The sequence below is a fragment of the Leptospira wolffii serovar Khorat str. Khorat-H2 genome, from assembly GCF_000306115.2.
In the GTDB taxonomy this organism is placed as follows: Bacteria; Spirochaetota; Leptospiria; order Leptospirales; family Leptospiraceae; genus Leptospira_B; species Leptospira_B wolffii.
In genome coordinates, this window is record NZ_AKWX02000020.1 from 56,294 (window position 1) to 81,270 (window position 24,977).

The 24,977-nt window shown below is 45.3% G+C and carries 26 protein-coding genes; 8 read left to right on the forward strand and 18 right to left on the reverse strand.

Annotation, left to right across the window (positions count from 1 at the left end; translation table 11 throughout):
• Positions 1 to 278: 278 nt before the first annotated feature.
• From LEP1GSC061_RS13485 to LEP1GSC061_RS13500, 4 genes are all read right to left on the reverse strand, one after another.
• A complete protein-coding gene (locus tag LEP1GSC061_RS13485) occupies positions 279 to 887 on the reverse strand; it encodes a DNA-3-methyladenine glycosylase family protein (protein WP_016546616.1) in 609 nt (202 codons plus the stop codon).
• 8 nt (positions 888 to 895) lie between these two features.
• Entirely contained in the window at positions 896 to 2,113 is a 1,218-nt protein-coding gene (locus LEP1GSC061_RS13490; RefSeq protein ID WP_016546753.1) for a Crp/Fnr family transcriptional regulator, read from the reverse strand.
• Between the two features lie 99 nt (positions 2,114 to 2,212).
• Positions 2,213 to 2,704: a tetratricopeptide repeat protein gene (locus LEP1GSC061_RS13495; protein ID WP_341476459.1), complete on the reverse strand. Its 492-nt coding sequence runs from the start codon at positions 2,702 to 2,704 to the stop codon at positions 2,213 to 2,215.
• Positions 2,705 to 2,853: 149 nt separating this feature from the next.
• Positions 2,854 to 3,138, reverse strand: coding sequence for an LIC10235 family protein (locus LEP1GSC061_RS13500; protein ID WP_010513869.1), 285 nt, complete (start codon positions 3,136 to 3,138; stop codon positions 2,854 to 2,856).
• A gap of 580 nt (positions 3,139 to 3,718) precedes the next feature.
• On the opposite strand from LEP1GSC061_RS13500, the gene LEP1GSC061_RS13505 reads away from it, so the two are divergent.
• The gene (locus LEP1GSC061_RS13505; protein ID WP_232218461.1) at positions 3,719 to 4,234 is read left to right on the forward strand and encodes a hypothetical protein; all 516 of its coding nucleotides are present in this window, start codon (positions 3,719 to 3,721) and stop codon (positions 4,232 to 4,234) included.
• Here LEP1GSC061_RS13505 and LEP1GSC061_RS13510 read toward each other — a convergent pair.
• The 6 genes from LEP1GSC061_RS13510 to LEP1GSC061_RS13535 all read right to left on the reverse strand — a co-directional run bounded on the left by LEP1GSC061_RS13510 (position 4,227) and on the right by LEP1GSC061_RS13535 (position 9,764).
• Complete coding sequence (locus LEP1GSC061_RS13510; RefSeq protein WP_016546601.1) at positions 4,227 to 4,994, reverse strand: glycerophosphodiester phosphodiesterase; 768 nt, start codon at positions 4,992 to 4,994, stop codon at positions 4,227 to 4,229. The genes LEP1GSC061_RS13505 and LEP1GSC061_RS13510 overlap by 8 nt on opposite strands.
• A gap of 1 nt (position 4,995) precedes the next feature.
• Positions 4,996 to 5,808 carry a hypothetical protein gene (locus tag LEP1GSC061_RS13515; protein WP_016546100.1) on the reverse strand — a complete coding sequence of 271 codons (813 nt, stop codon included), beginning with the start codon at positions 5,806 to 5,808 and terminating at the stop codon, positions 4,996 to 4,998.
• A 199-nt stretch (positions 5,809 to 6,007) separates the two neighbouring features.
• Entirely contained in the window at positions 6,008 to 6,382 is a 375-nt protein-coding gene (locus LEP1GSC061_RS13520) for a phasin-related domain-containing protein (protein ID WP_016546199.1), read from the reverse strand.
• Positions 6,383 to 6,522: 140 nt separating this feature from the next.
• Positions 6,523 to 7,263 (reverse strand): PPK2 family polyphosphate kinase, encoded by a 741-nt coding sequence (locus LEP1GSC061_RS13525; protein WP_016546694.1) that lies wholly within the window; start codon positions 7,261 to 7,263, stop codon positions 6,523 to 6,525.
• A gap of 7 nt (positions 7,264 to 7,270) precedes the next feature.
• A complete protein-coding gene (locus tag LEP1GSC061_RS13530) occupies positions 7,271 to 8,290 on the reverse strand; it encodes a DUF2804 domain-containing protein (RefSeq protein WP_016546789.1) in 1,020 nt (339 codons plus the stop codon).
• Positions 8,291 to 8,339: 49 nt separating this feature from the next.
• On the reverse strand, positions 8,340 to 9,764 hold the full coding sequence (locus LEP1GSC061_RS13535; protein ID WP_016546039.1) for an aminotransferase-like domain-containing protein: 1,425 nt from the start codon (positions 9,762 to 9,764) through the stop codon (positions 8,340 to 8,342).
• A gap of 59 nt (positions 9,765 to 9,823) precedes the next feature.
• Between LEP1GSC061_RS13535 and LEP1GSC061_RS13540 the strand changes: the two genes are divergently transcribed.
• Both LEP1GSC061_RS13540 and LEP1GSC061_RS13545 read left to right on the forward strand, forming a co-directional pair.
• Positions 9,824 to 11,035 carry an aminotransferase-like domain-containing protein gene (locus LEP1GSC061_RS13540; RefSeq protein ID WP_016546148.1) on the forward strand — a complete coding sequence of 404 codons (1,212 nt, stop codon included), beginning with the start codon at positions 9,824 to 9,826 and terminating at the stop codon, positions 11,033 to 11,035.
• A gap of 77 nt (positions 11,036 to 11,112) precedes the next feature.
• A complete protein-coding gene (locus LEP1GSC061_RS13545; protein ID WP_040509156.1) occupies positions 11,113 to 11,520 on the forward strand; it encodes a hypothetical protein in 408 nt (135 codons plus the stop codon).
• An 80-nt stretch (positions 11,521 to 11,600) separates the two neighbouring features.
• Here LEP1GSC061_RS13545 and LEP1GSC061_RS13550 read toward each other — a convergent pair whose 3' ends face one another.
• The 6 genes from LEP1GSC061_RS13550 to LEP1GSC061_RS13575 form a co-directional block, all read right to left on the reverse strand.
• Positions 11,601 to 11,981, reverse strand: coding sequence for a phasin-related domain-containing protein (locus tag LEP1GSC061_RS13550; RefSeq protein ID WP_016546634.1), 381 nt, complete (start codon positions 11,979 to 11,981; stop codon positions 11,601 to 11,603).
• Positions 11,982 to 12,163: 182 nt separating this feature from the next.
• Positions 12,164 to 12,901 carry an ankyrin repeat domain-containing protein gene (locus LEP1GSC061_RS13555; RefSeq protein WP_016546793.1) on the reverse strand — a complete coding sequence of 246 codons (738 nt, stop codon included), beginning with the start codon at positions 12,899 to 12,901 and terminating at the stop codon, positions 12,164 to 12,166.
• A 78-nt stretch (positions 12,902 to 12,979) separates the two neighbouring features.
• The gene (locus LEP1GSC061_RS13560) at positions 12,980 to 14,842 is read right to left on the reverse strand and encodes a motility associated factor glycosyltransferase family protein (protein WP_016545997.1); all 1,863 of its coding nucleotides are present in this window, start codon (positions 14,840 to 14,842) and stop codon (positions 12,980 to 12,982) included.
• Entirely contained in the window at positions 14,839 to 16,653 is a 1,815-nt protein-coding gene (locus LEP1GSC061_RS13565) for a penicillin-binding protein (protein WP_016546179.1), read from the reverse strand. Before LEP1GSC061_RS13565 ends, LEP1GSC061_RS13560 begins: the two co-directional genes overlap by 4 nt.
• Before the next feature lie 98 nt (positions 16,654 to 16,751).
• Positions 16,752 to 17,336 carry a signal peptidase I gene (gene lepB, locus LEP1GSC061_RS13570; protein WP_040508856.1) on the reverse strand — a complete coding sequence of 195 codons (585 nt, stop codon included), beginning with the start codon at positions 17,334 to 17,336 and terminating at the stop codon, positions 16,752 to 16,754.
• Between the two features lie 83 nt (positions 17,337 to 17,419).
• Positions 17,420 to 18,601, reverse strand: a complete 1,182-nt coding sequence (locus LEP1GSC061_RS13575) for an acyltransferase family protein (protein ID WP_040509158.1) — start codon at positions 18,599 to 18,601, stop codon at positions 17,420 to 17,422.
• Positions 18,602 to 18,922: 321 nt separating this feature from the next.
• Between LEP1GSC061_RS13575 and LEP1GSC061_RS13580 the strand changes: the two genes are divergently transcribed.
• The 5 genes from LEP1GSC061_RS13580 to LEP1GSC061_RS13600 all read left to right on the forward strand — a co-directional run bounded on the left by LEP1GSC061_RS13580 (position 18,923) and on the right by LEP1GSC061_RS13600 (position 23,836).
• Complete coding sequence (locus LEP1GSC061_RS13580) at positions 18,923 to 19,459, forward strand: LIMLP_15305 family protein (protein ID WP_016546460.1); 537 nt, start codon at positions 18,923 to 18,925, stop codon at positions 19,457 to 19,459.
• A 61-nt stretch (positions 19,460 to 19,520) separates the two neighbouring features.
• A complete protein-coding gene (locus LEP1GSC061_RS13585) occupies positions 19,521 to 20,513 on the forward strand; it encodes an SPFH domain-containing protein (protein WP_016546818.1) in 993 nt (330 codons plus the stop codon).
• Between the two features lie 3 nt (positions 20,514 to 20,516).
• Positions 20,517 to 21,869, forward strand: coding sequence for a threonine synthase (gene thrC, locus LEP1GSC061_RS13590; RefSeq protein ID WP_016546692.1), 1,353 nt, complete (start codon positions 20,517 to 20,519; stop codon positions 21,867 to 21,869).
• A 99-nt stretch (positions 21,870 to 21,968) separates the two neighbouring features.
• Entirely contained in the window at positions 21,969 to 22,703 is a 735-nt protein-coding gene (locus tag LEP1GSC061_RS13595) for a hypothetical protein (protein ID WP_016546262.1), read from the forward strand.
• A 41-nt stretch (positions 22,704 to 22,744) separates the two neighbouring features.
• Positions 22,745 to 23,836, forward strand: coding sequence for an LIC10486 family protein (locus tag LEP1GSC061_RS13600; RefSeq protein WP_040508862.1), 1,092 nt, complete (start codon positions 22,745 to 22,747; stop codon positions 23,834 to 23,836).
• A gap of 167 nt (positions 23,837 to 24,003) precedes the next feature.
• Here the strand turns inward: LEP1GSC061_RS13600 and LEP1GSC061_RS13605 are convergent, their stop codons facing one another.
• Positions 24,004 to 24,390 carry a VOC family protein gene (locus tag LEP1GSC061_RS13605; protein WP_016546546.1) on the reverse strand — a complete coding sequence of 129 codons (387 nt, stop codon included), beginning with the start codon at positions 24,388 to 24,390 and terminating at the stop codon, positions 24,004 to 24,006.
• Between the two features lie 25 nt (positions 24,391 to 24,415).
• Complete coding sequence (locus LEP1GSC061_RS13610; RefSeq protein ID WP_016546672.1) at positions 24,416 to 24,952, reverse strand: SRPBCC family protein; 537 nt, start codon at positions 24,950 to 24,952, stop codon at positions 24,416 to 24,418.
• Between the last annotated feature and the right edge of the window lie 25 nt (positions 24,953 to 24,977).

Here is a 24,977-nt window from a genome sequence, read left to right on the forward strand (position 1 = left end):
GTAAACTCCCAATTATTACCGGGAGTCGCCTATATCGCGATGGATGGAAGATCGGTCCCGGTTTGATTCGTCCGGGGCCCTGAAAAAAAAATTTCGGTACGAATGGTCGATTACGGGCGATCCATTCATGGGAAGATCCGACTTAAGAGATAATGTTCTCTATTACGGTTGCGCCGTCAGTTGGGGATTCTCACCCCATTCCTCCCGGAATTAAGACTAGGCTCGGTGAGGTGCTTAAAAATGCAAGGAAGGAATTCCTTCTTTTCGTAAAGAGCGGTTTAAACCGCTCTCCAGAGATACCAGCTAAAAATCGTTCGATAAGGGGAGAATCCGGAAGCGAATTCCAGAATCTCCTTCTTGGAGTCCTTAGAAATTCCGTAATGCGTTTCGATCGACTTTCTTAAGATCAGATCGTTCAGGGAAAAATGGTCCCAACGATCCAAGGAGAACATCAGAACCATCTCGGCCGTCCAGGGTCCAATGCCCTTAATTCCGCAGAGTAGCTCCAACACTTCTTTGTCCTCGAGCTTTTTCAGTTTCTTATCCGATAGATGGCCTTCTTCGTAAGCCTGGGCGATTCTCTTGATGGTGTCTATCTTTGCGAAAGATAATCCCGCCTTTCTCATCTGTGCCTTGGATAATTTCAGAAAGACGCCAGGCTCCGGCAGACGATTTCGATTTCCATAATATTCTATCACTCTGGATTCCATAGTGGAGGCGGCTTTTACGGAAAGCTGCTGGCTGATCACGGACCTTACGAGAGTGTAATAGGGAGTTCCTACCGGTTTATGAGTGCAAGGACCTACGGATTGAACGATACGTTTGGTGATCGGATCCTTTTTCTTAAGCCAGAGGACAGCCTTACGCAATCTCTCTTCGCGATCCATGGGAATTCTTAAGCCCGTTTTTTAAGCTTAGCGTCTATTTGGGATTTCTTACGGAACGCTTGGACAAGTTTTTCCAGCTCGACCAGATCCGTGCAGGAGAGTTTTCCCTGGTCCAGCTTGATGAACTTGTTCTTAGAAATCAGATCCAAGACCAAATTTTCATCCTTAGGATAAGTCAGACCGACCATTTTGATCAAGTCCTTGGTTCCGATCTCGAAATTATAATTGGCTTTAGGAACGACCTTCACGCGATTCTTCTCGGCTAATGTTAGAAGAGTGTCTGCGATTCTTCCTTGAGGATCGGTAATCAGCAAGTTCGCCAATTGTTTGTAAGCGGTCCAAATCCTTTCGGAAAGAAGAGTAATGAGTCGAGTTGCAAGTTGAGGCTGAGCCTTAACCATTCCTTCGAAGTTGGCCTTGTTGATCGCAAGAAGTTGAACTTCTCCCCAGGCGATCGCGGATGCGGAGCGAGGCTTATTATCCAGGAGGGCCATTTCCCCGAAGATGTCCCCGCTTTGTAAGACGGCCAATAATACTTCGTTGGAGTCCACGATCTTGGTGATCTTCACCCTACCATGTTGGATGATGTACAGCTCTCTCCCCGGCTCGTGCTCGCAGAAGATCATCTCGTTATCGCCGTAAGCCCGATTGAATTTCGTATAATCGATCGGAGGAGGAGCGACAGGTTGATTCACCGTCTGAAGTTTTAGTTTAGCCTGGGTCGCGAATTGACCGTTGGGTAAGTATTGCAGATATTTCTGGAAGGCGTAGGCCGCGTGCAGAGTATTCTTCTGGTTGAAGTAATATTCTCCTATCGAAAAAAGTTGATTCGGATCCTCTTCCACCGCGGAGCGGAACGACAAACGAGTGATCGTCGAGTCGAACTGCCTCAACTTCATGGAGAAGTAGCGGATGATCTTCATCGCTACGGGGGTATTTTTCTGGATCAGAGTTCCGAACTGGTCGTAGCTGACCTGTATAAGGGACACGTCCGTAAGAGCTATGGCCGACTCGATCTGAGCGTGCTGGCTCATAGCCGCGACCACTCCGAAGAAGTCTCCCGGACCCAATAATTGATTCGGATCCTCTCCGACCACCTGGTTCTCTCGGGCGACCCTTACTTTCCCCTGCCTGATGATGAAGAAATTATGGGCTTCTTTCTTGCCTTCGACGATGACGTAGGACCCTTTCGGGTAGTTCACAATTTGAAAGAAGCCGTTGGACATACCTTACCAGAGATTAAAAAATTCCGCCGCCTTGAGTTCAACTATAAACTAGTATCGGCTCGGGACCGGGCAATTTAGAACTGAAATCTCTTCGTTTTCCTATTTTTCCCGGCAAGATTCCCCTTCGGGGGAAGGTTCTTCCCGGTCGGAAAGCAAATCGATTCCCGAAAACTCCAAAGCCGCTTTTTCTGCCACCGCTCTCGAGTAAGACTGCCTACAGATAGAAGAAAAAATCTCCTTAGCCTGATCGGTTTCTCCCATTTTGACCAGTAGCCTTCCCGCTTCCAAGTAGGATTCTAAGCCGGATTCTCCCGTAGGTTCCATTTTGTAGAGATCTAGACTGACCTCCAAGGCCTTTTCTGGTCTGTCCAATTTCAAAAAGCAGTCCCGAAGTAGGGAAAGCGCTCTGGTTTTCTTGGAATTTCCGGGGTAGAGCACGAGAAAATTGCGTAAGCTTTCGACCGCCTTATAAAAACGGCGATCCTTATAGGCCTCTTCGGCGATGCGCAAGAGAATGTCCGAATCGGGGGGGCTCCCCTTTTCGCCTTGGGGAAGGACATTATAAGAAGGAGCCAAGCTTAGGGTAAGAATGAGAACCAGGGAAGAGACGCTTTTGCGTGAAAGAAAAAATCCTGAAGACTGGTTACGATTGCCGAGTCGGCGATAAAATCCGGAAAACAAAGAAACCTACCAGAGCCGTGGCTCCCTATGATTATCAGTCGTTTTCCGGATTTTATGAATTACTTTTTTTTATCTATTTTCTTTCTGTGGAATTCGCAGAGGCGATATAATCTTCCGGTTGAGGGGTTTTTCTTACCGACTTTGGTGCCGCAGACGATACAAAGACCTTCTTTCCTTCTCCTTTGATAAAGGAGCTGAACCCTTTCCGCTCCGGACAGGTTATATTTACTTACCTGTATGCGAAATCCTTTGTAGAGGTAATTACCTATCGCTTCAACAGCTTGAGTCTTTACCCCGGCGATGATTTTTTCCAAATCATCGTTAGTGACTTTCTTTGGTTTCATAAATGTTAACTGACGTAACAAGAGTTATATTCTTACAAAAGTAGTAAAGTGTTTTTAATTTTCCGCATAACGTATAGTTAATTTTTTGACAAAACTTGAAACTCGAGCCGATTTTTTATTAGGAATTCTACGTCGGATTTTGTCCCTGTTTCGACTAACGACTGTTGCCTATTCGATACTATTGTTAGACGAGAGTCAACGTTAACCCTTTTTACATTATTTCCTAACAAATATGGAAATATATTTCCATATTCCTGCCCATATAACAGAGGACTTGTGCAAGATGGCGGTCAGTCTTAGTTCGTAAACTAGCGAAGAATTAGCCGGGCCTTTAAGGGATAATTTCCGCTTTTGAAGCAAAACTATATTCTCCTCTTTCTGGGAATTTATATGCAGAAAATCGTGCTTTCCGGATGGATTTTCTTCTCGAAATAAGTCATATTATCCGGGAGAATCGCTCCTAAATTCGGGTTTTTCGATGTTTCCCAATCGGCAAATTTTCATTCGATTTAAGATCCTTTTTCTCCTTCTTCTCTTCCTAATATCTTTCGCACATTGTAAGCAAACTCCGAAAGAAAGAGTGAATGAAATTCTTTCCGACTCTCGCTTATCACATGAAGAAACGGCTCGGCAGGTCGCTAACGCTCTTTTCGGCGAGAAGCTGAAAGAAGTCGAAATCATAGCTCCCAAATTTCCGGAAACGAAATACGAGGTTTACTTGGGATTCGGAGGAAGTTCGGCACTTACTTTTCTGGAATCGAAGCAATATGCAGAAAGAATGAAATTAGAATTGGCCGTATCTTCCTACAGATTCCTACAATCTACGGAAAGAGTTCCCATCGGCAAGTTCAGAATGAGTCTCGTTAAGCCCTTCTTCATAAAAAACGGAGAACAAAGAGGCACGGAAGAATTCGAAATCTTCCGTTTTCGGACGCAAGCGGACCAGATCAGCGCTCTACCCGGCTTCCGAGAGACCGATTCTTTTCGAACGGACCGTTACGACGAGCCGACGGAGGACGTTAAGGAAGTCCTAAATCGTATTATGGAAAATTGGACGATAGAGTTGGATCACTTTTATCGAATAGAGGTCAAGTAAGAAGACTTCTCATCAAAGCGGGATAATTCGTAAAGATCCCGTCCAACCCCAGATCGATACCCGCCTTTAGTTCTTTTTCGGTGTTCAGAGTATATGCTAAAACCTTAAATCCTTCCGATTGGATTTTGGAAACAATCTCCTTATCCAAACCGCGAATCGAAAAATTCAGACTGAAAGCGTTTAATCTCCAACCTAGCTCCAAGGCCTCCTGCCAGGATGGAGTCTCTTCTCCGATTAAAATTCCGAGCTTAGCGTCCACGGATAATTCCCTGAGACGCACTAACGAATCCCAACAAAATGAGGAGAATAGGGTACGGTCGATCACCGAATTCTTTTCGGCATAATCGATCAATTCCTGTTCGATAGGTTTATCTATAGGAATCTCCTCGTAAGCGGTGGACTTGATCTCCACATTCAAGCCTAAACGAGTGGACCGAACAAAGTCCCAAACGGACCAAAGATCCGGAACCGGTTCGCCCTTGAATTTATGATCCTTCCAAGAACCGGCGTCCGCATTATGAATCGTGCGAAAATCCAAATGCCGGACCTCTCCTTTCTTGTCCGTAGTACGATCCATGGTATCGTCATGAATGACTACGATACGGCTGTCGGAAGAATAAGTGATATCCAACTCGATCCAATCTGCATTCTTCTCCACGGCCTTTCGAAAGGAAAGAAGCGTATTTTCAGGATATTCTCCGCTATCTCCCCTATGAGCGATTACCCAAGGTTTCGGGGCGGAGAATGGATGAGTCGGCATTTTAAAAAGCCCAGCCCACGAATAGATTCAGGCCGAAACTAGTGCCTGGTAATTTCTCGCTATTTTGATAGGCGTATTTACGGTAGAGTAAGTCTCCGGTGCTGGCCACACGATCCGAGTAATACAAATCGGAAACGGAGAAGGAATTCTTGTAGGGAAAATACCAGCTCCAAACGGCCTCCCACCCAAAGAAAAATCCGGAAACGGTTTGGTAACGAAATCCCAGTCCCAATCCCGCGAAATTTCTAGGTCCGGAACTAAAGGAATCTTTTTCATATCGATAGGTATTGCCTGCACTTTCCCAATATAATGCGGATTCGGTTTTTCTAAAATTCTCCCTCCCCAACCATAGGGACGCGAAGAATGGAGAGTCGACAATATATCTCTGTAGGAAGACTGCACCTCCCCAGTATTTTTCCTCAGCGTTTCTCAAACGGCCGTAAAATGTGGGAGGGGTTAGGAAATAGGAAAAAGCGACATCGTTATCGAAACGATTCACCTCCCGATTCATGTATCCGGTGGCTCCGATCGCCCATTGGGAATCCAGCATCCGAGCCGCTTGGATGGAATAGTATCTTTCGAATCCGAAGCCTCCGATCTGATTCTTGTATTTTTCCCTTAAGTCGGACTGGCTGGGCCCGCTCGACTTTTTTTCCGGAGGGAGCTCGTTCATAGGACTCGGTTTGGGAGCAAGCTTCTCCTCCGGTTTTTGCACATCCTCTTGTCCGAGTATAGGAAGAGAAAAAAGAACTAAGATAAGAAAACAAGATAGGGGCAGGGATAGGCGAAATCCGCCTTTTTTGTAGGAAGACATTCACTAGCAAAGACACCCGAAATCGGAAAATGTCAAGCAGTGGAGAACCGGTTTGTAGGAAGAATGCCCCGAAAAAAGGGGCCTTAAGCGAGTCGGAGGCCGAGGTCTTTACTCTTGTAGGAACTTACCTAAAGCGTAAAGATCAGCGACCGTCCAACTCATAGTTCGAATCTAAAAAATCCGACTATGGGAGCGAAGTTTAGGCTTTAGCCTTAGAAGCGGTTGCTTTGATAGTTTCCGCAACTTCGGAAAGCTTCGCCTTTACGGCTTCCAATTGTCCTTCAGGAACGCGTTTCTTGATTTCTTCGGAAATCTGGTTGTATTTCTCTACGATTTTACCGCGAGTCTCTTCGTAGTTCTTTCCGGCAACGGTAGAAACTTCTTTGATTTCGTTCAGAAGTTTGTCTACGGATTCGCGGATTTTAACGGAAGCCTCGGAATTATCGGCTGCGCCCTTAGCGACCAATTCGCCGTAGGTTTTCTCCAAATCCACTTTTGCTTTTTCCAGTCCTTCCTGGCCTGATTTCAGAAGACCGATTCCGGCGTTCAGAATGTCCAACAATTGCTTTTCCATTTATCTCTCCTTTCTTCGGCCCAACTTTGTGCGCCGCACAAACCATCTATATTGCAGCGCACAAAACGGGTCAATCCAGAATTGAAAAAAAGGAGAAAAAAAGAAAAAATTTCCCCGAGAAGAATAGGGAGCAATTCCCTCTATTTCACGCTTGGATAGTGCAGATCCATTTCCTCCAACGCCTTGCGTAGATACCGAGCCACTAAATAGTCCCGATACCATTTCTTATCCGCAGGCAGAATCTCCCAATTGCAAGGAGACTTGGAATTCTTGAACACGAATTCGTAAGCCTTCCAGTGTTCCTGGAAGAGTTTATGGGAATCCAGATCGCTCGGATCGAATTTCCACATTTTCTTGGGATCCTCTAGCCTCTCGTCGATCCTCTTCTTCTGCTCTTTTTTGGAGATATGTAGGAAGAATTTCAGAATCTTGGTATCGTTCTCATCCACTAGTAGTCTCTCGAAAGAATCCACCATCTCCAAACGACGAAGAATTCTTTCCTCCGAAAGGCTGTCCTTAACCAAAGGAACCAAAATATCCTCGTAATGAGAACGATTGAAAACCTGGATCATTCCTTTGGAGGGTGTAGCCTTATGGATCCTCCAAAGAAAATCGTAACTGGCCTCTTCTTCCGTAGGAACTTTCCAAGCCTTGCAGGTGCAACCCAAAGGATTCAGAGCGGTAAATAGCTTCTTTACCGTCCCGTCTTTACCGGAAGCGTCCACTCCCTGTAAGATAACCAGTAAGGATTTTTTCCGACTCGCGAAAAGGCGGGTCTGGAGTTCCGCGATTTTTTCCAGGTCTTCGGCCTTGTCCGCTTCGGCCTTATCCTTATCGATGTCTTCCGGTGGTTCTGTGGAGAGTTCCGACAAATTTATCATTTTAGTCTTACCAACGAGCCGTATGATTCTCGGCCCAGCCCTGTCCTTTTTCTATCCTAAATTCGGATTTGCCGATGCGAAGCACTCCTTCGAAGCTTCCGATCATTTGATCCACTCTGGATGCGATAATTCCCACATTCGAAACCGCCTTTCTGTGGAAATCGGGTGTCAATACCAGTTCCACCGCTTTGCTCTCTTTGGAATAAATCACCCAAGGCTTTTCCGGATTTTTTTTGTCGAATTCGAAAGCGACTACGGAAGGAATCTTGTAAATTCTTCCGTTGATGAGTAACGCATTTTCCGTGGTTCCGGTTCCGTCCGTCCAGCCTCCGCCCAGATTCACTCCGTACACTTCGTTTCCGCCTGGACGATAGGACATGGATGCCCAATTCCATTTCGTAGAATATGGCCAGATCCCTCTTCCGAAATCCAAAACTCCGAAAGAAGTCTTGGGTTGGAAGGTATGGGTTTTACCCGGGACCTTAACCGTTCCTTGGGCTCCGAGGCCGAATAGTTTATGAGTAAATTGGAATCTTCGACTGCTCCAAGGAACCGTAACGTTCAGACTTTCCCAATTTTCGGGAACTTGCAGTTTTAAATCCGCCTGAATGGATTTTTTGCTTCCGGACATAAAATCCACTTTTATAATATAATCCCCGTCTTCATTCGTCTGGAATCGGAGGAACCCGTTCTTGCCCTCGTATGTGGCGTTATTCGCAACCGTTTGCCCGAGCATGGTCCCGCTCCCGAATGGAGTGAGAAGGGTGCTTTCCACGAATTCTCCGGTTTTACGATCCAACCAATAGCAGAAGATCACTCCCGCATAGTCCACATCCGAAACCGTAAACGAGGCCAGAAATTCCTCATCGTAAAAACACCAATAATTCCATTTTTTCTTACGAAGCCAGTTGCCTTTCAGATTGCATCTATGCAAGGGACTCTTGGACCAACCGATCGCATTTCGATTCAATTTACCGTTCGGGTCGCAGAGATTGGTCAGCTGTTGGATTTCTGTTTCAAGATTCATATTTCGAAAGACAATAATTCGGATCGTTTCGAAACCTCAATTCATAAAACTAAATTTCCCGGGCAATTTTTCCCAAGGTTTGGATAGCCGACTGCGCTCTAGGTCCCCTCTCTATCCCTGCGTTAATCCTGAAATGATTTATATATTTTCCGGATAGAGAGAAAAGGTTACCCGGAACCAAACTGATCTTTTTCTTGGCCGCTTGGAAGCGAAGAATCCTAGAATCCTTTCCCTTAGGAAGTTCTATCCAAAGTAGGAACCCGCCCTTGGGAATCGGTACATTGGTTCCTTTCGGAAAATATTCTAGAAAAGAATCCGCAAAGGAAAGAACCGATCCGCTTAACTTTCTTCTAAAATCGCGCAGATGTCTCTCATGAGATAAGGAACCGATAAAAAAAGCGGCCGCCATCTGAGGCAAAGTAGGAAGAGCTATGGATTCGGCAAGACGCTGGGATCTGGCCTTTTCTATCCGGGTCTTTCCGGAAATCATCCAGCCGATTCTCAAACCGGGGCTTACCGATTTGGAGAGTGAGGAGACTTGGGTAACGATTCTATCCTTATCTAACGACAACAAAGAAGAAGGTCTAGGTCCGGGAGAATGTTGCAATTCTCCATAGATATCGTCCTCCAAGATTTCCACACCGTAGCGAGCGGAAATTTTAAGTAATTCTTTCTTGGCATCCAAGGGCATGAGACTTCCACTCGGGTTGGAGAATGTAGGAATTGTGACCAGGATTTTAGGGGATTCCTTTTTGATCACTGATTCGTAGGAGCCCAGATCCAAACCTGTATAAGGATTTGTCGGAATTTCTATGGCCTGAACTTTCAATTTGCTTAATATTTGATAGAGAATAAAATGCAATGGCGACTCCACTGCCACCTTGTCTCCCGGCTTGGTTGCCAGACTCAACGCGGTATAAGCCGCTTCGCTGCATCCCAGGGTGATAAATACCTCGTCCGGAGATACTCTTCTCTCCCTACCGGAAGAGCGGACCGCGATTTTTTTCCTCAGTTCGAAAACTCCTGCGGTGTCGGCGTACTTATAAAGCATAGGGTCCTTTAAGGATTCCTTATACGCTTTTTGAAGTGCCGCGAAAGGCAGATATTGATCGTCCGGAACGGCAGCGCCAAAAGAAACGAAACCCGGATCCGCCAATTCCGATAGCAGACTACTTACCTCGTCGGGAACACCGGGATTCGGGACCCGAACGGGCTTTTCCAATTTATACTCGGTTAAAGATTCGAGCCTGGGAATCACAAAAAAACCGGATCGTTCCCTTCCTAAAATGAAGCCCCTCTCTTGAAGGATCCCAAAGGCTTCCACCGCCGTGGAAAGATTACATTCCTCCAAACTGCAAATCCTACGTAAGGAGGGAAGCTTGCTTCCAGGAGGGAATTCTCCCGATTGTATACGCTGAATAAGCGAATTCGCTATTTTAGAATATTTTGTGCCGGAGCCATCTGTATCGGTCATAAAATCAAATTCTGTATCTGTATTGGTCTCCCGAATTACTGTATAACATAAGAATCGATATGGGCAAGACAATTACGGAAAAGAACGGAAAGGATTCTTTTAGAGCATCTCTTAGGGTGAGTCGTACCCCCGCCTCGGTGACTCGGGAGATATTGAAAGTCATAGATGCGCCTAACGTAATTTCTTTTGCAGGAGGATTACCCGACGATTCCCTATTTCCATTAGAAGAATTGACGGAGATCTTCCGAGACTCCGTATCCCGAAAGGGTTCCAAGCTATTCCAATATACGGAAACCCAAGGACATCCGGAATTAAGGGCATGGATCTCGGAAAAATATTATCCCGGGTCTTCCCCCGAAGAAATCATACTCGTCAACGGTTCTCAACAGGGTTTGGATCTGGTCGCACGTTACTTCCTGGAGGAAGGTTCCCCTATTCTATTGGAAAGGCCGAGCTATCTGGGGGCGATCCAGGTATTCTCCTCTTATTCTCCCGAGTTTTTAGGAATCGATTACGGACAAGAAGGTCCGGATCCCCAGGCAATGGATGCGTTATTGGAAGATTCGACCGAAAAACCTAAATTCTTTTATTGTATTCCTGATTTTCAAAATCCATCGGGATATTCCTATTCCTCGGCGGTTCGAGAACGAATCGCTAGTATCTGCAAAAAGCATAATGTTCCTATTATAGAAGATATGGCGTATAGGGAATTGGACTTCGACGGAAATATTCCGATTTCTTTATCCAGACTCGGTCCGGAAAATACGATTTCGGTGGGAACATTCTCCAAAACACTTGCGCCTGCATTGAGAGTAGGATGGATCAAGGCACCCAAAAGGATCCTGAAAGATCTGACCGTCCAGAAACAATCGATGGATTTACATTCTCCGACTTTGAATCAGGAATTAGTATACGGATTTGTATCTTCTTCTAAGTATGAAGAACATTTATCTTTAATCCGAAGTGTTTATAGTAAAAAAGCGATTCATACATTTTCTTGTTTAAAGAATAATTTTGGAGATTCAATTCCATTACAAATTTCTAAGGGCGGGTTATTCTATTGGTTGGAGTTCGCGCAAGAGATCAACACGGATCTACTCTTCCAAAAATGTTTAGAGAAGGGACTCGCTACAGTTCCGGGATCTTCTTTCTATGTTGGAAACCCAAAGAGAAATCATCTTAGATGGAATTTCTCCAATGCTTCTGAAGAGGAAACGAAAACAGGAGTAGAAAGATTATTTGCAGTTTATAAAGAAATGACCGGAGTGTAAGAACTTCTTTCTTAAGAGCGTGATTTTGATTGCGAATTTTCATCCGAGGAGATAAGATCCTTCTCCAAGGTGCTAAAATGTCGGATCACATTTCAGTCCCAGAAACAATTCTATCCAAACTCAGACTGATCTGTTCGGATCTTCCGGAAGCTTATGAAGAACAGGCTTGGATCGGAACTCGTTGGTGTATCAAAAAGAAAAACTTTGCACATATTCTGATGTTGCAGAACGGTTATCCTCCTGCTTATGCAAAGGCTTCCGGCTTGGAAGGAATTGCCTGTTTATTAACTTTTCGATTTTCTCACAGGAAGTTAGATGCTTCTCGTTTTAAGCAATATCCTTTTTTCAAACCGGTTTGGTGGGAGGATATCATTGGACTCGTGATCGATGATGAGACCGATTGGGATGGACTAGAAATTCTGTTAAAAGAAAGTTATTGCCAGCTTGCGCCTAAGAAATTGGCGGAAAGAGTGATCCGCCGTTAAAGTTTGATCGGTTAGAATAAGAACGAAAAAATTGTCGGCGGGAGAATTTCCCGCCGATCGGGAGGTTCAAACGGCTGTGATTAAGCGGTTTTTTTAGCGGGAGCTGCTTTAGGAGCTACGCTCTCCGTAACGCTGGTAAGTTTCGCCTTGATAGCCTCAATTTGCTCGGGAGAAACGATTTTTTTTGCTTCTTCCACGATTTGGTTGTAAACATCGAGAAACTTAACGCGGGTATCTTCGTATGTCTTGGTCGCTGCGGTAGAAACTTCCTTAGCTTCGTTAAGGAATTTGTCTACGAACTCACGAACACGAACGGAAGACTCAGAATTGTCAGCTGCACCTTTAGCTGCGAGTTCTTGAAAACTCTTAGTAAAGTCTGCTTTCGCTTTTTCCAGTCCTTCTTGTCCGCTCTTAACGATACCGAGACCTGCGTTTAGGATATCTAGAATTTGTTTTTCCATTTGTGGCTCCTTGGGTGCGCCGTTGTGCGTCGCACAATCCTTTTGTAGTGCGCAGCACAAATACGGTCAAGCGAAAAATGAAAAAATATTTCTAGCGGATTTTCCAACCATAATTGCCAATGCGACGCACTTATGGCAGGATTTTACGGAAAAAAGAATGTATTCGGGGAAAACAAGGAGCCTTATTCCATTGCTCCTGCCTGGATCAGCATTTTTTCTATCTCCGAATTGCCTTTCAGCTTCGCGTAATCCAAAGCAGTTCTTCCGGTATTCCAAAGACCTGGACATCCCCCTTCGCAATTCGAATCCAAGGTATATCTTATGTTAACGTTCACTCCTCGAGAAAGAATGAGTCGAATCATTTCGGAATTTTCATAGATGACCGCGAGCATGAGAGGATTATTTCCCTCCATGGCCTGCTCTTCCAACTCCTTAGTTTGCGCCTCTCGGATTAATTTCTCCGCAATCCGATCCGAGTTTTTTTTCATTTCCGGATTTTCATCGCCTCTGGTAAGAATATTAGCTAAGCAACGCATACGATCCTGTCTGGCGACACGAAACTTGGCTCCGTTATCCAGAATATAGGAGATGATCTTAGGACTTGCATAGATACATGCGGTGTCCAACGGATTCCCATAGCCGTCCTTACGATAACCGAACAGTTGGATCATCTCGACGTTATCCGTCTGCATAGCTAAACTATAAGCGGAACGATTCTTTGAATCCTTGCATAACGGATCTTCTCCACCTCCGAAGAGTTCCTTTGCGAGAGTGATGTCATCGTCTTCCAAAGCTTGCTGCAGATTGCTCTTTACGCCAGGAGTGCAAGGCATCGGTTTCGGGCGAGAACACTTATAAAGGGATAGAGCGGATCCGAATAATAAAATGCAAAGTAGAGAAATCGAGGCTGATTCTTTCATGCGAAACTTGTCTTCCCAAGTTTTTAAATCGAATTTGTATGACGAAAAAATTGCTTAGTCAAGCCGGAATACAAGGCTTCAACTAATTCGGCGCAAAGAACGATGCAAAAGACGAAGATTCATCTCGGTGGTTTCTTTCAGACCGGAATAAAGAAGCAGACTCTTCTTGGCGATCGCAAGCCTTTCGTTTTTCTTTTCCTCGAGGCTGAGTTCCGTCTCATATCCTTCGGTGATCGCAAGAATCACCCTTTGTAGGCTCATTCCCAAAAATTCGGTCAGACCTTTTTTGGATCCCACAGCTTCGTCGATCGAGGAAATATCCCTCAGTGCCGATTGGATCGCAGACTTGTCTTTCTCCCCTTCTTTGATGAGGCGATAAATTTTTTCGGAGAGTTTCTCTCCTTTTTTCACCTGTATTAGGAATTCCTTTAATTCGAAACGGATATTTCCCAAATCGGATCGAACATCGTAACCGTAAGAATTGGTATTTTCTCTTCCCAAGATGAATTCCCGGACCTTGGATACCGCCCCCGTGTCGGGGAGATTCTTTTCATACCAGGAGGCGAAACTTTCGCCGGAGATACCTTCCAACTTTGCTCCTTCCTTTCCTAGATTTCTCCAAGGACGATCCTTTACCCTTTCTTCGAACCATTTTTTAAAGATTAGGAGTTTCTCGTTGGTTCTCAGCCTTTGTCCTGAGACGGACTCCACCCATTTTGCGGGGAGTGCGGTCATCTGTTTAAAATTATGATGTTCTCTTCTGAACTTTCGGGTTTCCAAAAAGTTCAGCCTTTCTTCTAGAACTGCTCCCTTACAATGCGCCAAACTTCCGGGAAAGGATAAATCCTGGCCTAGAAACAAAATAGCTCTCGCTCCCATCTTTTCGGCCAAGCTGGTCGCATTTGTGGAGACGGAACCTCCGAAGTCCAAGGTCCCCAAATCTCCTCCGAAAGCGCTTTCCAAAATCTTAATCCAAGGAAAGGGAGAAGAGGTTACGAAATTTCCTTTTTTTAAGAAAGGCATTCGCAGAGAATGATACGAAGTCGTTGGATCGAAAACGAATTTGGCGTTGCCTGCATATCCTTCCAAATATTTGGAATTCAAAGGCTGAGGATCCACGCTAAAAACAAGATCCGGATCTATCCCCGCTTTTTGTAGGACCAATAATGCAGTGTCCACGGCGATCAATATGAAATTCTCCCGAAATCGGGCAATTTCCTCCAAGGAGGAGGATAAGGACGGACCGGCTCCACAAATCACCGCGTCTACTTTAGAATCGCATAATGTAAATAGTTCTCGGATCGGTCTCAATAGTACCAATTCCGGGAGATTCCTCAGGAAATTTCCCGTCCAAACCTTTTCGAATCTGGTTAATGTGGCGGTATTCACATCCTTTTTATGAAAGAATGCCTCGGCCAAGAACCTAAGTTCTTGGTATTCTTCCGGTTTCCATTGCAGGCTTCCTCTATGGGGGATAAAGCTTACCGGGAGTCCGGAGATTCCCTTAAATCCCTCGTAAAAGGCGGACTCTTCGTACGGCGCAAGAAATATTCTCAGTTTTCCGGAAGATATGAATCCCGAAAAATCGGATACGGAGAAAGCGGCCTTAACGATTCCTGGAAATGGCTCCATCCATACGCATATGATTTTTTCGAATCCCAAAGCGTGAAGTACAGAATATCCCAGTCCGGCACCGAAGAACAAAAAGGCCCTTTCCTCGTCTTCCTTCTTTAGATCCGCCAATTGGCGCTTCGCTTCCGTCCAGGGATCCCTGGCGCTATGCAATAGTATATTACCGATCTTTAAACTAGGATAATCGGTGGCGTTGGGCGAGAATTCCAGATCCAGTCGCGAATTCTCTATATCGGAGGCGGCTTCCGGAGCTAAAACGCGGAGGGCGGCCAAATTCTTTTGCAATAAATCCGACCGAGCCTCTTTCATTGGAAAAATACGTTGATCCTCTTTCCTTCGTAGGAAGTCCCGGGAGAAGGGTCCTGCTCGTAGCAAAATCCGCTTCCGTGTAGTTTATAAGGGATTCCTAAAGGAGATAATAATTCGACCGCTTCTCTTTTACTCTTTCCTATCAGATCGGGAACCGTTCCTTTCTGGGCCTGTAAAGGCTTTCTATCCAACTTGGGAAGTTTTACGTTAACGGTTCTTTCTCCCTGCTCAATGATTGGAATGATATTCTCCACGACTTCCCTGAACACAGGAGCCGCGAGTCCACCTCCCGTATGGCTGTCTCCCTTGGGCTCGTCGAACAAGATCAGACCGACGACCTTGGGCTTATCCGCGGGAAAAAAACCGAGAAATGAGGCGGACCATAAACCGTCCTGGTATCCTCTTCCAGATACCGCCTTCTGACCGGTTCCGGTTTTTCCCGCAATGGAGTATTCCTGTATATATGCGTTCTTTCCCGTTCCCGCCTGGACCACTCTCGTCATGGCCTTTAATAATCTATCGGTGGAATATTCTCGGATTCCAACCGGAGTTTCCTCTGAGTGGAACTCATGCATCACTTCTCCGTAGGAATCCGTGATATGAGAGACCACTCTAGGAGTCACAAACCTTCCTCCGTTTACGATGGATGCAGCCGAAGCGACTAGCTGCACCGGCGTTACGGAAATTCCCTGCCCGATCGCCATGAACATAGGAGTCGTAGGGGTCCATTTATTCAAGGGAGGCATGTATCCTACGGATTCGTTCGGCAATAATCCGGTCCGATCTCCGAAACGGAATCTTCTTAGATATTCGTACAATACCTCGTTAGGAATTTTAGAAGCCGCCTTGATGATTCCCGCGTTGCAGGAATATTGTAGGATCTCCTCCAAATTCACTTTTCCGTGAACATGAGTACATTTGATCCGTGTCTTTCCGTATTCCACATAGCCCGGACATTCGAACTTCTCGTCGGGACGAATTAGATTTTCGTTCAGAAGAATACTGGCTAAGAATATCTTCATCGTGGATCCGGGTTCGTAAACGTGCCGGATAGCCCAATTAGTATGAGTGGTTTCCTCGAAAGATGCGTAACGGTTCGGATCGAAGGAAGGGAAGCTAGCCATGGCCAGTATTCTACCCGTATGAATCTCCATCAGGAGGCCGACTGCCCGCTTGGCACCGGCTTCCTCGAATCGTTTTCCTAAGGATTTTTCCAACTTGAACTGTATCAGACCGTCCAAAGTCAGATGGACGTTCGATCCGCGAGTAGGGTCCGACTCGGTCGGAGTCATGAGTTCTCGATTATAATAATATTCTAATCCGGATAAGGCCTTATCATCGTCCATTCCGGTAAAACCGATAAGGCTGGCGGCCAGGCTACCGTGAGGATATACTCGTTTGAATTCTCTTTCTCTTCTTACTCCCGGAAGAGCCATTTCCATAATCCGACTTGCGGTGGTATCGTCTATCTCCCTTTTCAAAAGGAAGTAACGGGTTTTTTCCCGTATCAAAGCCTCGATTCTTTCGGGAGGAATATCCAAATAGGGAGAAATTTGGACCGCAGTGAAATTGGGATCGTATATATTTCCGGGATAGATTCCGATCGTGGAGGAATCTATGGAGAGAGCCAATTCTATCCCTCTTCTGTCGTAAATGGCTCCTCTTAGAATCCTTTCTCCGTTTTTAAAAGCGATCTCCCGATCGTTGAAAAATACTAGATAACCCACGCGGACCAAAAGCCCTGCGAAGAAAACGCATAATAATACGAAAAGTACGGTGAAACGTTTTCGATTTAAGACATTGTACTCCATCGGTGGATTCTATCTCTTTCTAGTTTCGGTCTTTTTCAAGATAGTCTGAGACCTTTTCCGGTACAAGTGAAATACTGAAAGAAGAGAGAAGTAGTTTCTTAAAAACTGGCGATCACCTTTCCGCGGAGTTTGCGAAAAGGAACCAATCCGTAATTCCTAGAATCCGTGGAGAATTCCCTATTGTCTCCGAGTACAAGGATATAACCGGGAGGAATACGACCCGAGTCCCCTATATTAATATTTCCGGAGACGCTAACGACAGGGAGAACGGACATGGAAGGGGCCTGGGTCTTGTAACCCGAGTTAACGAAAGGCTCCTCCAAGGAGGAATCGTTGATAAGAATTCTTCCTTCGGAAAATCGAAAGAAATCTCCGGGAAGACCCACGACTCTTTTCAAACTCAACTCGGCTCCGATGCCGTCCAAGACTAAAACGTCGAATCTTTCCACCTCCGGATCCAAGAAGGTTAGGACCCAGGGACCCAGTTGCGCGGGAAAACCCCATTTTTTTACGAGTACCCAATCGCTTTCCTTATAGTTAGGAAGCATGCTCGTTCCGCTAATGAGATAAAACTGTATAACAAAAATGCGAAGGTATAGGATCAACCCAACGGCCAAAACGACCGGATAACTCAACCGTATCCAACGAAAGATCGGTGTCCTTAGCTTATCCAAAATCTGCATAAGAAAACTTGAAACGGTTAGAATCCCGTCCTTCCGTCCATTGGAAACAGGCCGATTTTCCTTACAACGGTAAATTCCGCGATTTAAGGAACTTTGGATTCGATAGGTGACTTCGGTCTATCCCTCCACCAAAGGATCGGTTGTTCTATTGCCAAGAATATGATCCAAGAGACCAAAAAAGTGAAGCCGAAACATACGATATAAAACTTAGGAAGCACCCAAGGAGTAATCACGGTTTCTCCTCTCAGCGCCCAACGGGTCGCGATTCCCATCAACGGAATATTCCATAGATAAGCGGTGAAACTTACTCGAGCGATCGGACGGAAGATCACGGAACCGAGAACCTTCTTCACGATTCCGTAATCCTGGATCCCGAGAAGAATGAGTACCGCTATACCCAGATTATAAAAATTGGTGGTAAGAGTAGGTCGGATCCAATGATCCCAATCGAAAGTGTAGGAAAGACCGAGAAGCAATGTTCCCAATGCAAAGAATGTATAATATTCCGATTTAGTCAAAGGGCCCTTATTTTTTCTCCAGACCACGTACTCGGCCAAAAGCATTCCCGCCACCAAAGAATCGAAACGATTTTGGGTGTAGAATGTGGCGAAATAATCCATCGTTCCGTGGGAATACTCCACGAATCTGCAGACTAAAGGAATAAAGTAAAGGACTGTGAGAATTACGACCCTCGTTCTAAGAGTCTTATTGAATAAGAAGAAGGGGCCGAGCGCTACGAGAACCAAATAGCATTGCTGCTCCATGGAAACGTACCAACCCACATCCATCACTCTCGGAAAATAATTGGAAACAAAGAGAACATCGGACCAAATATATCCCAGAGCCGCCTGTCCCTTAGCGATTAAAGTCAGAAGTTCCGGACTAGGATTCGGATTGGATGCCAGCCCCATGATCTGATTTCTGGCATAAAAATAAGAAAAAGCTAATGCAAAGTAATAGGCCGGCAGTATCCGTAGGGAACGATTCACAAGAAACTTTCTATACGGAAAAGCCCCTTCCTTAGCGTAGGAAGAAAGCACTCCGTAATAACTCAGGAAACCGCCGAGAACGAAAAATACGTCCACGATCATCAATTGATTGCGTATGAACCAAAGAAGGATATCGGGCATGGGACTCATCATTTGTTTCTTGGAAACCCAAAGATGATAGGTCATTACCATAAGAATCCCTATGGCTCGGATTCCGTTGAGAGCGTCGATCTCCCCTTTCTTCTTTTCAAAAATGGATAGTAGATAGGTCTTCATATTCGGTAAAGGTCGTATCCGAAAATATTCTAATAAAAGCCCGGTCCCCGGAGTCGAATCTCCGAAAATTCGGGCGCCGGTTTCTAAGAGCCGTAAAGAGGCCGATTTCACCGGTCTAAATAAGAAAAATCGTCTCGCCCATGGCTGCAAGAATTAATTCCCGGGGCTCGAACCCCTAAACGATAAGGCCGTTTGCGAAGACCGATTTTAAAGAAAGAATGGTGTCATTTTCACTTAAAACAAGGTGACTTGTAATCCGAGGAAAAATCGATCGCAAGAAATTGACTTGCAAGCGTTCCGATTCTGATGGATTGTAATGACATGGCACCGAATAGCCCGGTTCAAAATTACATTTCCCGCTTTCAGGAAGAAAAAGGAAAGATCAAACTCTTTCTTTCCAAGTTTCCGTTTTACGGAGACATTTTAAAAAACCACCAATACTACGATGCAGATCGATTGGCAAGGGCCGAATTAGCTAAAAGACTCGATTCTCTCAAGGAGCCTCTTCGTCGTATCGAAGAGGGTTTCGTTCGTGACCGAAGAATGGACCTAATAGGATCCACCGAGGTCTTACTATCGGTTGTGGAAAGATTAAAGAACGAAATCGTAGGAGCAAATTACGGATTGAACGGAATCGGAACGGGATTCAAAGCAACCGAAGCCGAATTGGAAGCCTTGGCGGAATGGGATTATTCTCTTATCAAGCACGCAGAAGAATTGGAAACAAAAAGCAAGTCCCACGGACTCGGAGCCCAACCTACCGTAGAAGCTGTAAGGGAATGGGTAAGCAATTTCAGGACGGAGTTGGACGAGTTCGATATCGCTCTTAAAAAACGAAGAGAAGTCTTTTTAAAATAATATCCTGTTTCCGTTTGTCGGAAACAGGACAGAAAGCAATACACTAAAGTAAGGAGCCTATATGGCATTAATAGACGTAATCAAATACGAAGGAAGTCCCGGAGAAATCGTTTGGAAATTTCCACGAACCGATATCAGCACCTTCGGACAACTCGTAGTCAACGAAAGCCAGGAAGCTATATTCTTCAAAGAAGGAAAAGCCTTGGATGTCTTCGGCCCGGGAACTCATACCTTAAAAACGGGTAACGTTCCTATCTTAGAAAAACTAGTGAATCTCCCCTTCGGAGGACAAACTCCTTTCACCGCCGAAGTCGTTTATGTAAACAAATCCTTGATCCAATTGAAATGGGGAACTCCGGCCCCGGTCCAAGTGGAAGATCCAAAATATACGATCACCTTGGGATTGAGAGCTAACGGTACTTATAATATCAAGATCGTAGATTCGAAATCTTTCGCAGTCGGAGTGGTCGGCGCCAGAGGAGCTTACACTCAGGACCAGGTGGATAATTTCCTAAGGCCTATGATCGTCACAAGGCTTAGCGATTTTCTCGCCGAAGTCGTTCTCAAATCCGGTGAACCGATCACTCGCTTAAGCCAGCACTTAGAGGAAGCTTCTTCGGCAGGTAAGACCAAGATTCAACCCGATTTTGCAAAATACGGAATCGAGGTTGTGGATTTCTTCGTTCAATCGGTGAATTTCGATCAGAACGATCCGAACTTCCAAAAGATCCAAAAGGTACTTACCGATAAATTCGAAATCGATACGCTCGGCGGGATGTACCAACAAAAGAGAATGTTGGATATCGGAGAAGCGGCCGCAAGCAACGAAGGCGGCAATGCAGGCCAAGGACTTTCCGCGGGCTTAGGCCTCGGAATGGGAGTGAATATGGGTAACCTCATGTCGGGTATGATGGGCCAGAATAACCCGACTGCTGGGAACGGTCAAAGCGACGCGACAGCGAGACTTGCCAAGCTTAAGGGGCTATTGGACCAAGGCCTGATTTCCCAAGAAGAATTTGATGCCAAAAAAAAGGACATTCTAAACTCTATCTAAAGTATGAGCAAAACCCTTACCAAGTTGAGAGCGGAATTTCGTTGTATTAACGATTCTTGCGGAACGACTTACGATCTGAACGAAATCGTATACGAATGCCGTAAGTGCGGGAGTCTTCTTCAAGTATCCCACGATCTCAACGCTCTCAAGGAGAAATCCGGCAAGGAATGGAAGGAGCTTTTCGATTCCAGATTGGGTTCGGTCAAATTCCCTAATTCTTCCGGGATTTGGAACAAGAGAGAATGGGTTTTGCCTCACGCGGAAGATTCGGATATCGTAAGCTCCGGCGAAGGTTTATCCCATCTATTTCATTCCGAAAGATTGACAAAACATTTCGGCTTGGGCGGACTTTGGATCAAGCAATGCGGAATTTCCCATACGGGGTCTTTCAAAGATCTGGGTATGACCGTGCTTCTTACGCAAGTAAAGCATATGTTATCCAAAGGAGTGAAGATCCGTGCGGTAGCCTGCGCTAGCTCGGGAGATACTTCCGCGGCGCTGGCTTCTTATGCCGCGAAGGCGGGAATACCCGCAATCATATTCTTACCTGCGGGAAAAGTTTCCCAAGCGCAATTGATCCAACCCGTCTCCAACGGAGCAAAAGTAATCGCTTTGGAAACCGACTTCGACGGATGCATGAAGATCGTAAAAGAAGTTACGAAAGAAGCAGGCATCTATCTTGCCAATTCCATGAACAGTCTACGGATCGAAGGCCAAAAAACCATCGCTCCCGAAATCGTACAGCAATTGGAGTGGGAAGTTCCGGATTGGATCGTTATTCCGGGCGGTAACCTAGGAAACGTCTCCGCATTAGGTGCCGGTTTCGAAATGGCTTTGGAACTGGGACTTATAAACAAACTTCCTAGAATCGTTTTGGCGCAGGCGCAAAACGCAAACCCTCTTTACTTGTCCTACTTAAACAATTTCGAAACCTTCTCTCCCGTAGACGCGAAGCCTACTCTCGCCTCGGCGATCCAGATAGGAAATCCGGTCTCCGTCCAAAAAGCGATTCGAACTCTGAAAAAGTTCCGAGGCGTAGTGGAACAGGCAAGCGAAGCGGAACTATCCGACGCCTCCGCAAGGACGGATTTGTTCGGCCTGTACAACGATCCTCATACCGGAGTGGCTCTGGCGGCTCTGTATAAATTGTTGGACAAAGGTACAATCGCTAAGGGAGAGAAAGTGGTCGTGGTTTCCACGGCTCACGGCTTGAAATTCACCGAATTCAAACTCAAATTCCACGAAGGAAATATCCCCGGAACGGATACTAAGCTCGTGAACGTTATTCGCTCCTGCAAACCGGAAGTGGCTTCCGTAATGGACGAAATCGGTAAATTCCTACAAACGAAAGGCTGATTTTTTTCACTTTTTGGCGTTTTTTCCATCGCATTTTTCCCGGGCAAGTTTCGTTTTTTAGTCGTAAGCTTGCCCGGCTAAATATAATCGAGAATCCGAATGTACGAGGGAATTGAGGAGCTTCCCCAAGAATTCCTCTTCGAGGTCGAAACGGCCGTTAGGAAAGAAGAGCCGATTTCTATAATTACCTACGTCCTGAGTACTCGGGGCGAAAATAAACTCAAATACCTCATCCAAAGCGTTCTCGCCAAATACAAAAGGGAAGATCTGATAGAGCTCCTTTTTACCTCCGCCAAAGAACTAATCGTAAACGCCACCAAGGCGGCCATAAAGAGAGTGCTATTCAAAGAATTAGGGTTAAATATCAATGATCCAGCCCAGTACGATTTGGGAATGGCGTCTTTTAAAGAGAACTTAGTAAGCCGAAAATTTCCTTATTATCGTAAAAAGATGAAGGAACACGGTCTATTCGTAAAAGTAACCTTAAGTTTCACCGCGGGCAGGATCATATTGCTGGTCCAAAATAATTTCACTCTGGCGGTTCGGGAAGAAAAGAGGATCCGCGAAAAATTCGTACATTCAAAAGAGTTCGATAATCTGTTTGAATATTATATGAAGTATGGAGATACTACGGAAGGCGCAGGAATGGGTATTACAATGGTCGAGATTCTCGTAGCCCAAAGCGGCTATGACCGGCATTTGTTTACTATCTATAGTCGCCAGAGCGAAAATAGAACGGTTGCCAGAGTCGAAATTCCTTTGGACGAGAATTATGTGCCGCGCCGACAAAGGTATCAAAAATGGTTACAAGAAAAGGCCAGCGGGTTAGCCTGACTTAAAAACCGTCCACTGACAATGATTAGGCCTTAAGATCCATGGAACAGAACCCACAAACCAGCAAACTTCAAGAACAGGCAAATCAGATGAACCTGGCTTTGGAGTCAGTTCTGACCGAAGAACAAGCGATAGAGCTTATCCAAGGAAAAATCAAGGACGCTTATCTCCTAAAACTTAGGATAGATGTGGAGAACCGAGCCGGAGTGGTCCTGGGTCTCCTGTCCAGATACAGAAACGAATTTTTAGAATTATATTCCCTCTTCTCCAATTCTTCGATGATTCGGAAAATCAGAACCTTCGAAGACTTCGGTCAGATTTCTCACGACATCGCCGAGGCAGCCAGACAGGAAGCGCCGGATCCGGGACTCTCCGACCAAGTAGGTAGAATTCTTCATACCAAACTTAATAAGCAAATATTAGAACAATATTATCCTATGTGGGACCGAAACGATACCGCCGCGCTCGTAAACATGCTGGAGAATCAGATTAAATCCAATCTGAAAATCAATATGATTCGCGTTCAAGCGGACGTCGAGTTCGTCTCCAGTTTGAAATGTAGAGGAAAGAGTTTCTTTGCGGGAGTTCTTTCTCCCATCGCAAAACCTCCTGAGGAAGTCAGCCCCGACGGGGCTCCCGTCGAGACTCTCGACCCTGAAAAAGCGGCAGTACAAAGACAAATCGAAACCATCCGTAAAGGATTCGGTAGGGTAGTACAGGCTAAGACTATTCTATCTCCAGTAAACGGAATCGATTTCGACGATTTAGTAGAAGGGGATAAAATTCTATTGCAATTGCCCGCAGTTTCTCCGGAAGAAAAGGCCCTGGCAAAAACCCTCGGAGCCATGGATAAGGACGGAAACGTAAAGCCCGTAGTAGGTTCCTTCGTAGCCATCGCTTCCGGAAAAAATGAATACCACATTTTCGCAAAAGGCCCTGTCGGAGTTTTGCTGCAAGCCTTCGAAGAAAGACCAGTCCGATTGGCGCGGCCCAAATCCGCGGTTACCGCTCCTCGACCTGCAAGTATGAGTGGTAAGTCGGGTGGAGACGGTTCTAGTAATACCGTCAATTACGCGATACTAGTGGGGGTCGTCGTTTTAGTGGGATTATTGGCGATCATTCTTCTGAAATAGATTTAGCCTTTTCCTTTTCTATTCGTTACAAGGAAATCAAGGTCGGAGGACTTTTTCCTTCGAGTTGTCGGATCACCCTCTATCCATTGCGTTTCGTAGTTTCCGGATTCTTGATAAAGCTTAAGTATTTAAGAAAAATTGAATCAACTTACAAAAAGCCAAGCGAATCACAATAATTGCGCTATCTGAATGTTATTTCCGCAAGTATCATCGAATACAGCGATTTTGGCCGGCCCCATTTGAGTCGGTTGCATACTGAATTGCACGCCTAACTTACTTAATTTTTCGTATTCTCGATCCACATTCTCCACGTTAAAAGAAGTGTATGGGATCCCCGATTCGAACAATGCCTTTTGGAAAACTCTAGCCGGAGTGAAGCCCATCGGTTCTAGTAACAATTCCACTCCGTCTTGCTCTTCCGGAGAAACGACGGTCAGCCATTTATGTTCCCCCAGTGGAATCTCGGTCTTTTTTACGAAACCTAAAACTTCCGTATAAAATCGCAGCGCCTTGTCTTGGTCTTCCACCAATACGTTCGTTATTCTGATTCTCATACTTTTCTCCTTGCGAGGACGGATTTTATTTTTTTTCCAGAATCTTTTTCAGTCTTTCCAAGTTCCCTTTCATATCTTCGGAGATCATATTGCGAATAAACGGAGTCATTAGATTGGTTGGATAAAGCATCTTGCCGTAATATCCGGAGACGATTTTAGTTCTATTCTCGGATAAAGATTCCACCCTTGTAAAAGCGGAATCTTTGGAGACGAACGGTTCTTGGATTCGTATCTCCACTTCCATTCTCTCCCCTTCTAAAATCTTTACGATTTCCTGCTCTCCGACTCCTACGTCCTTGATATCGCTTTTCCAATAGGAAATAAATCCTACTTTACCATCTTCTCCCGAATATCGCATTTTAATATTCGGATCCAATAGGAACCATTTGCTGTATCGATTCTGGTTCTTTATGTTTTTAATAAAATCGAATGTTTCCTTTTTCGGTCGCTCTACTACGATCTCCGCTTCGGAGTAAAAATTTTTGGGTAGAAAAAGGGCGATTGCAAGTGTTAGAAGTAGCAGTCCTAAAACGGAGAGAAGAATATATTTGAGTACCGACATAGGACAATTCTCCGATACTTTTTAG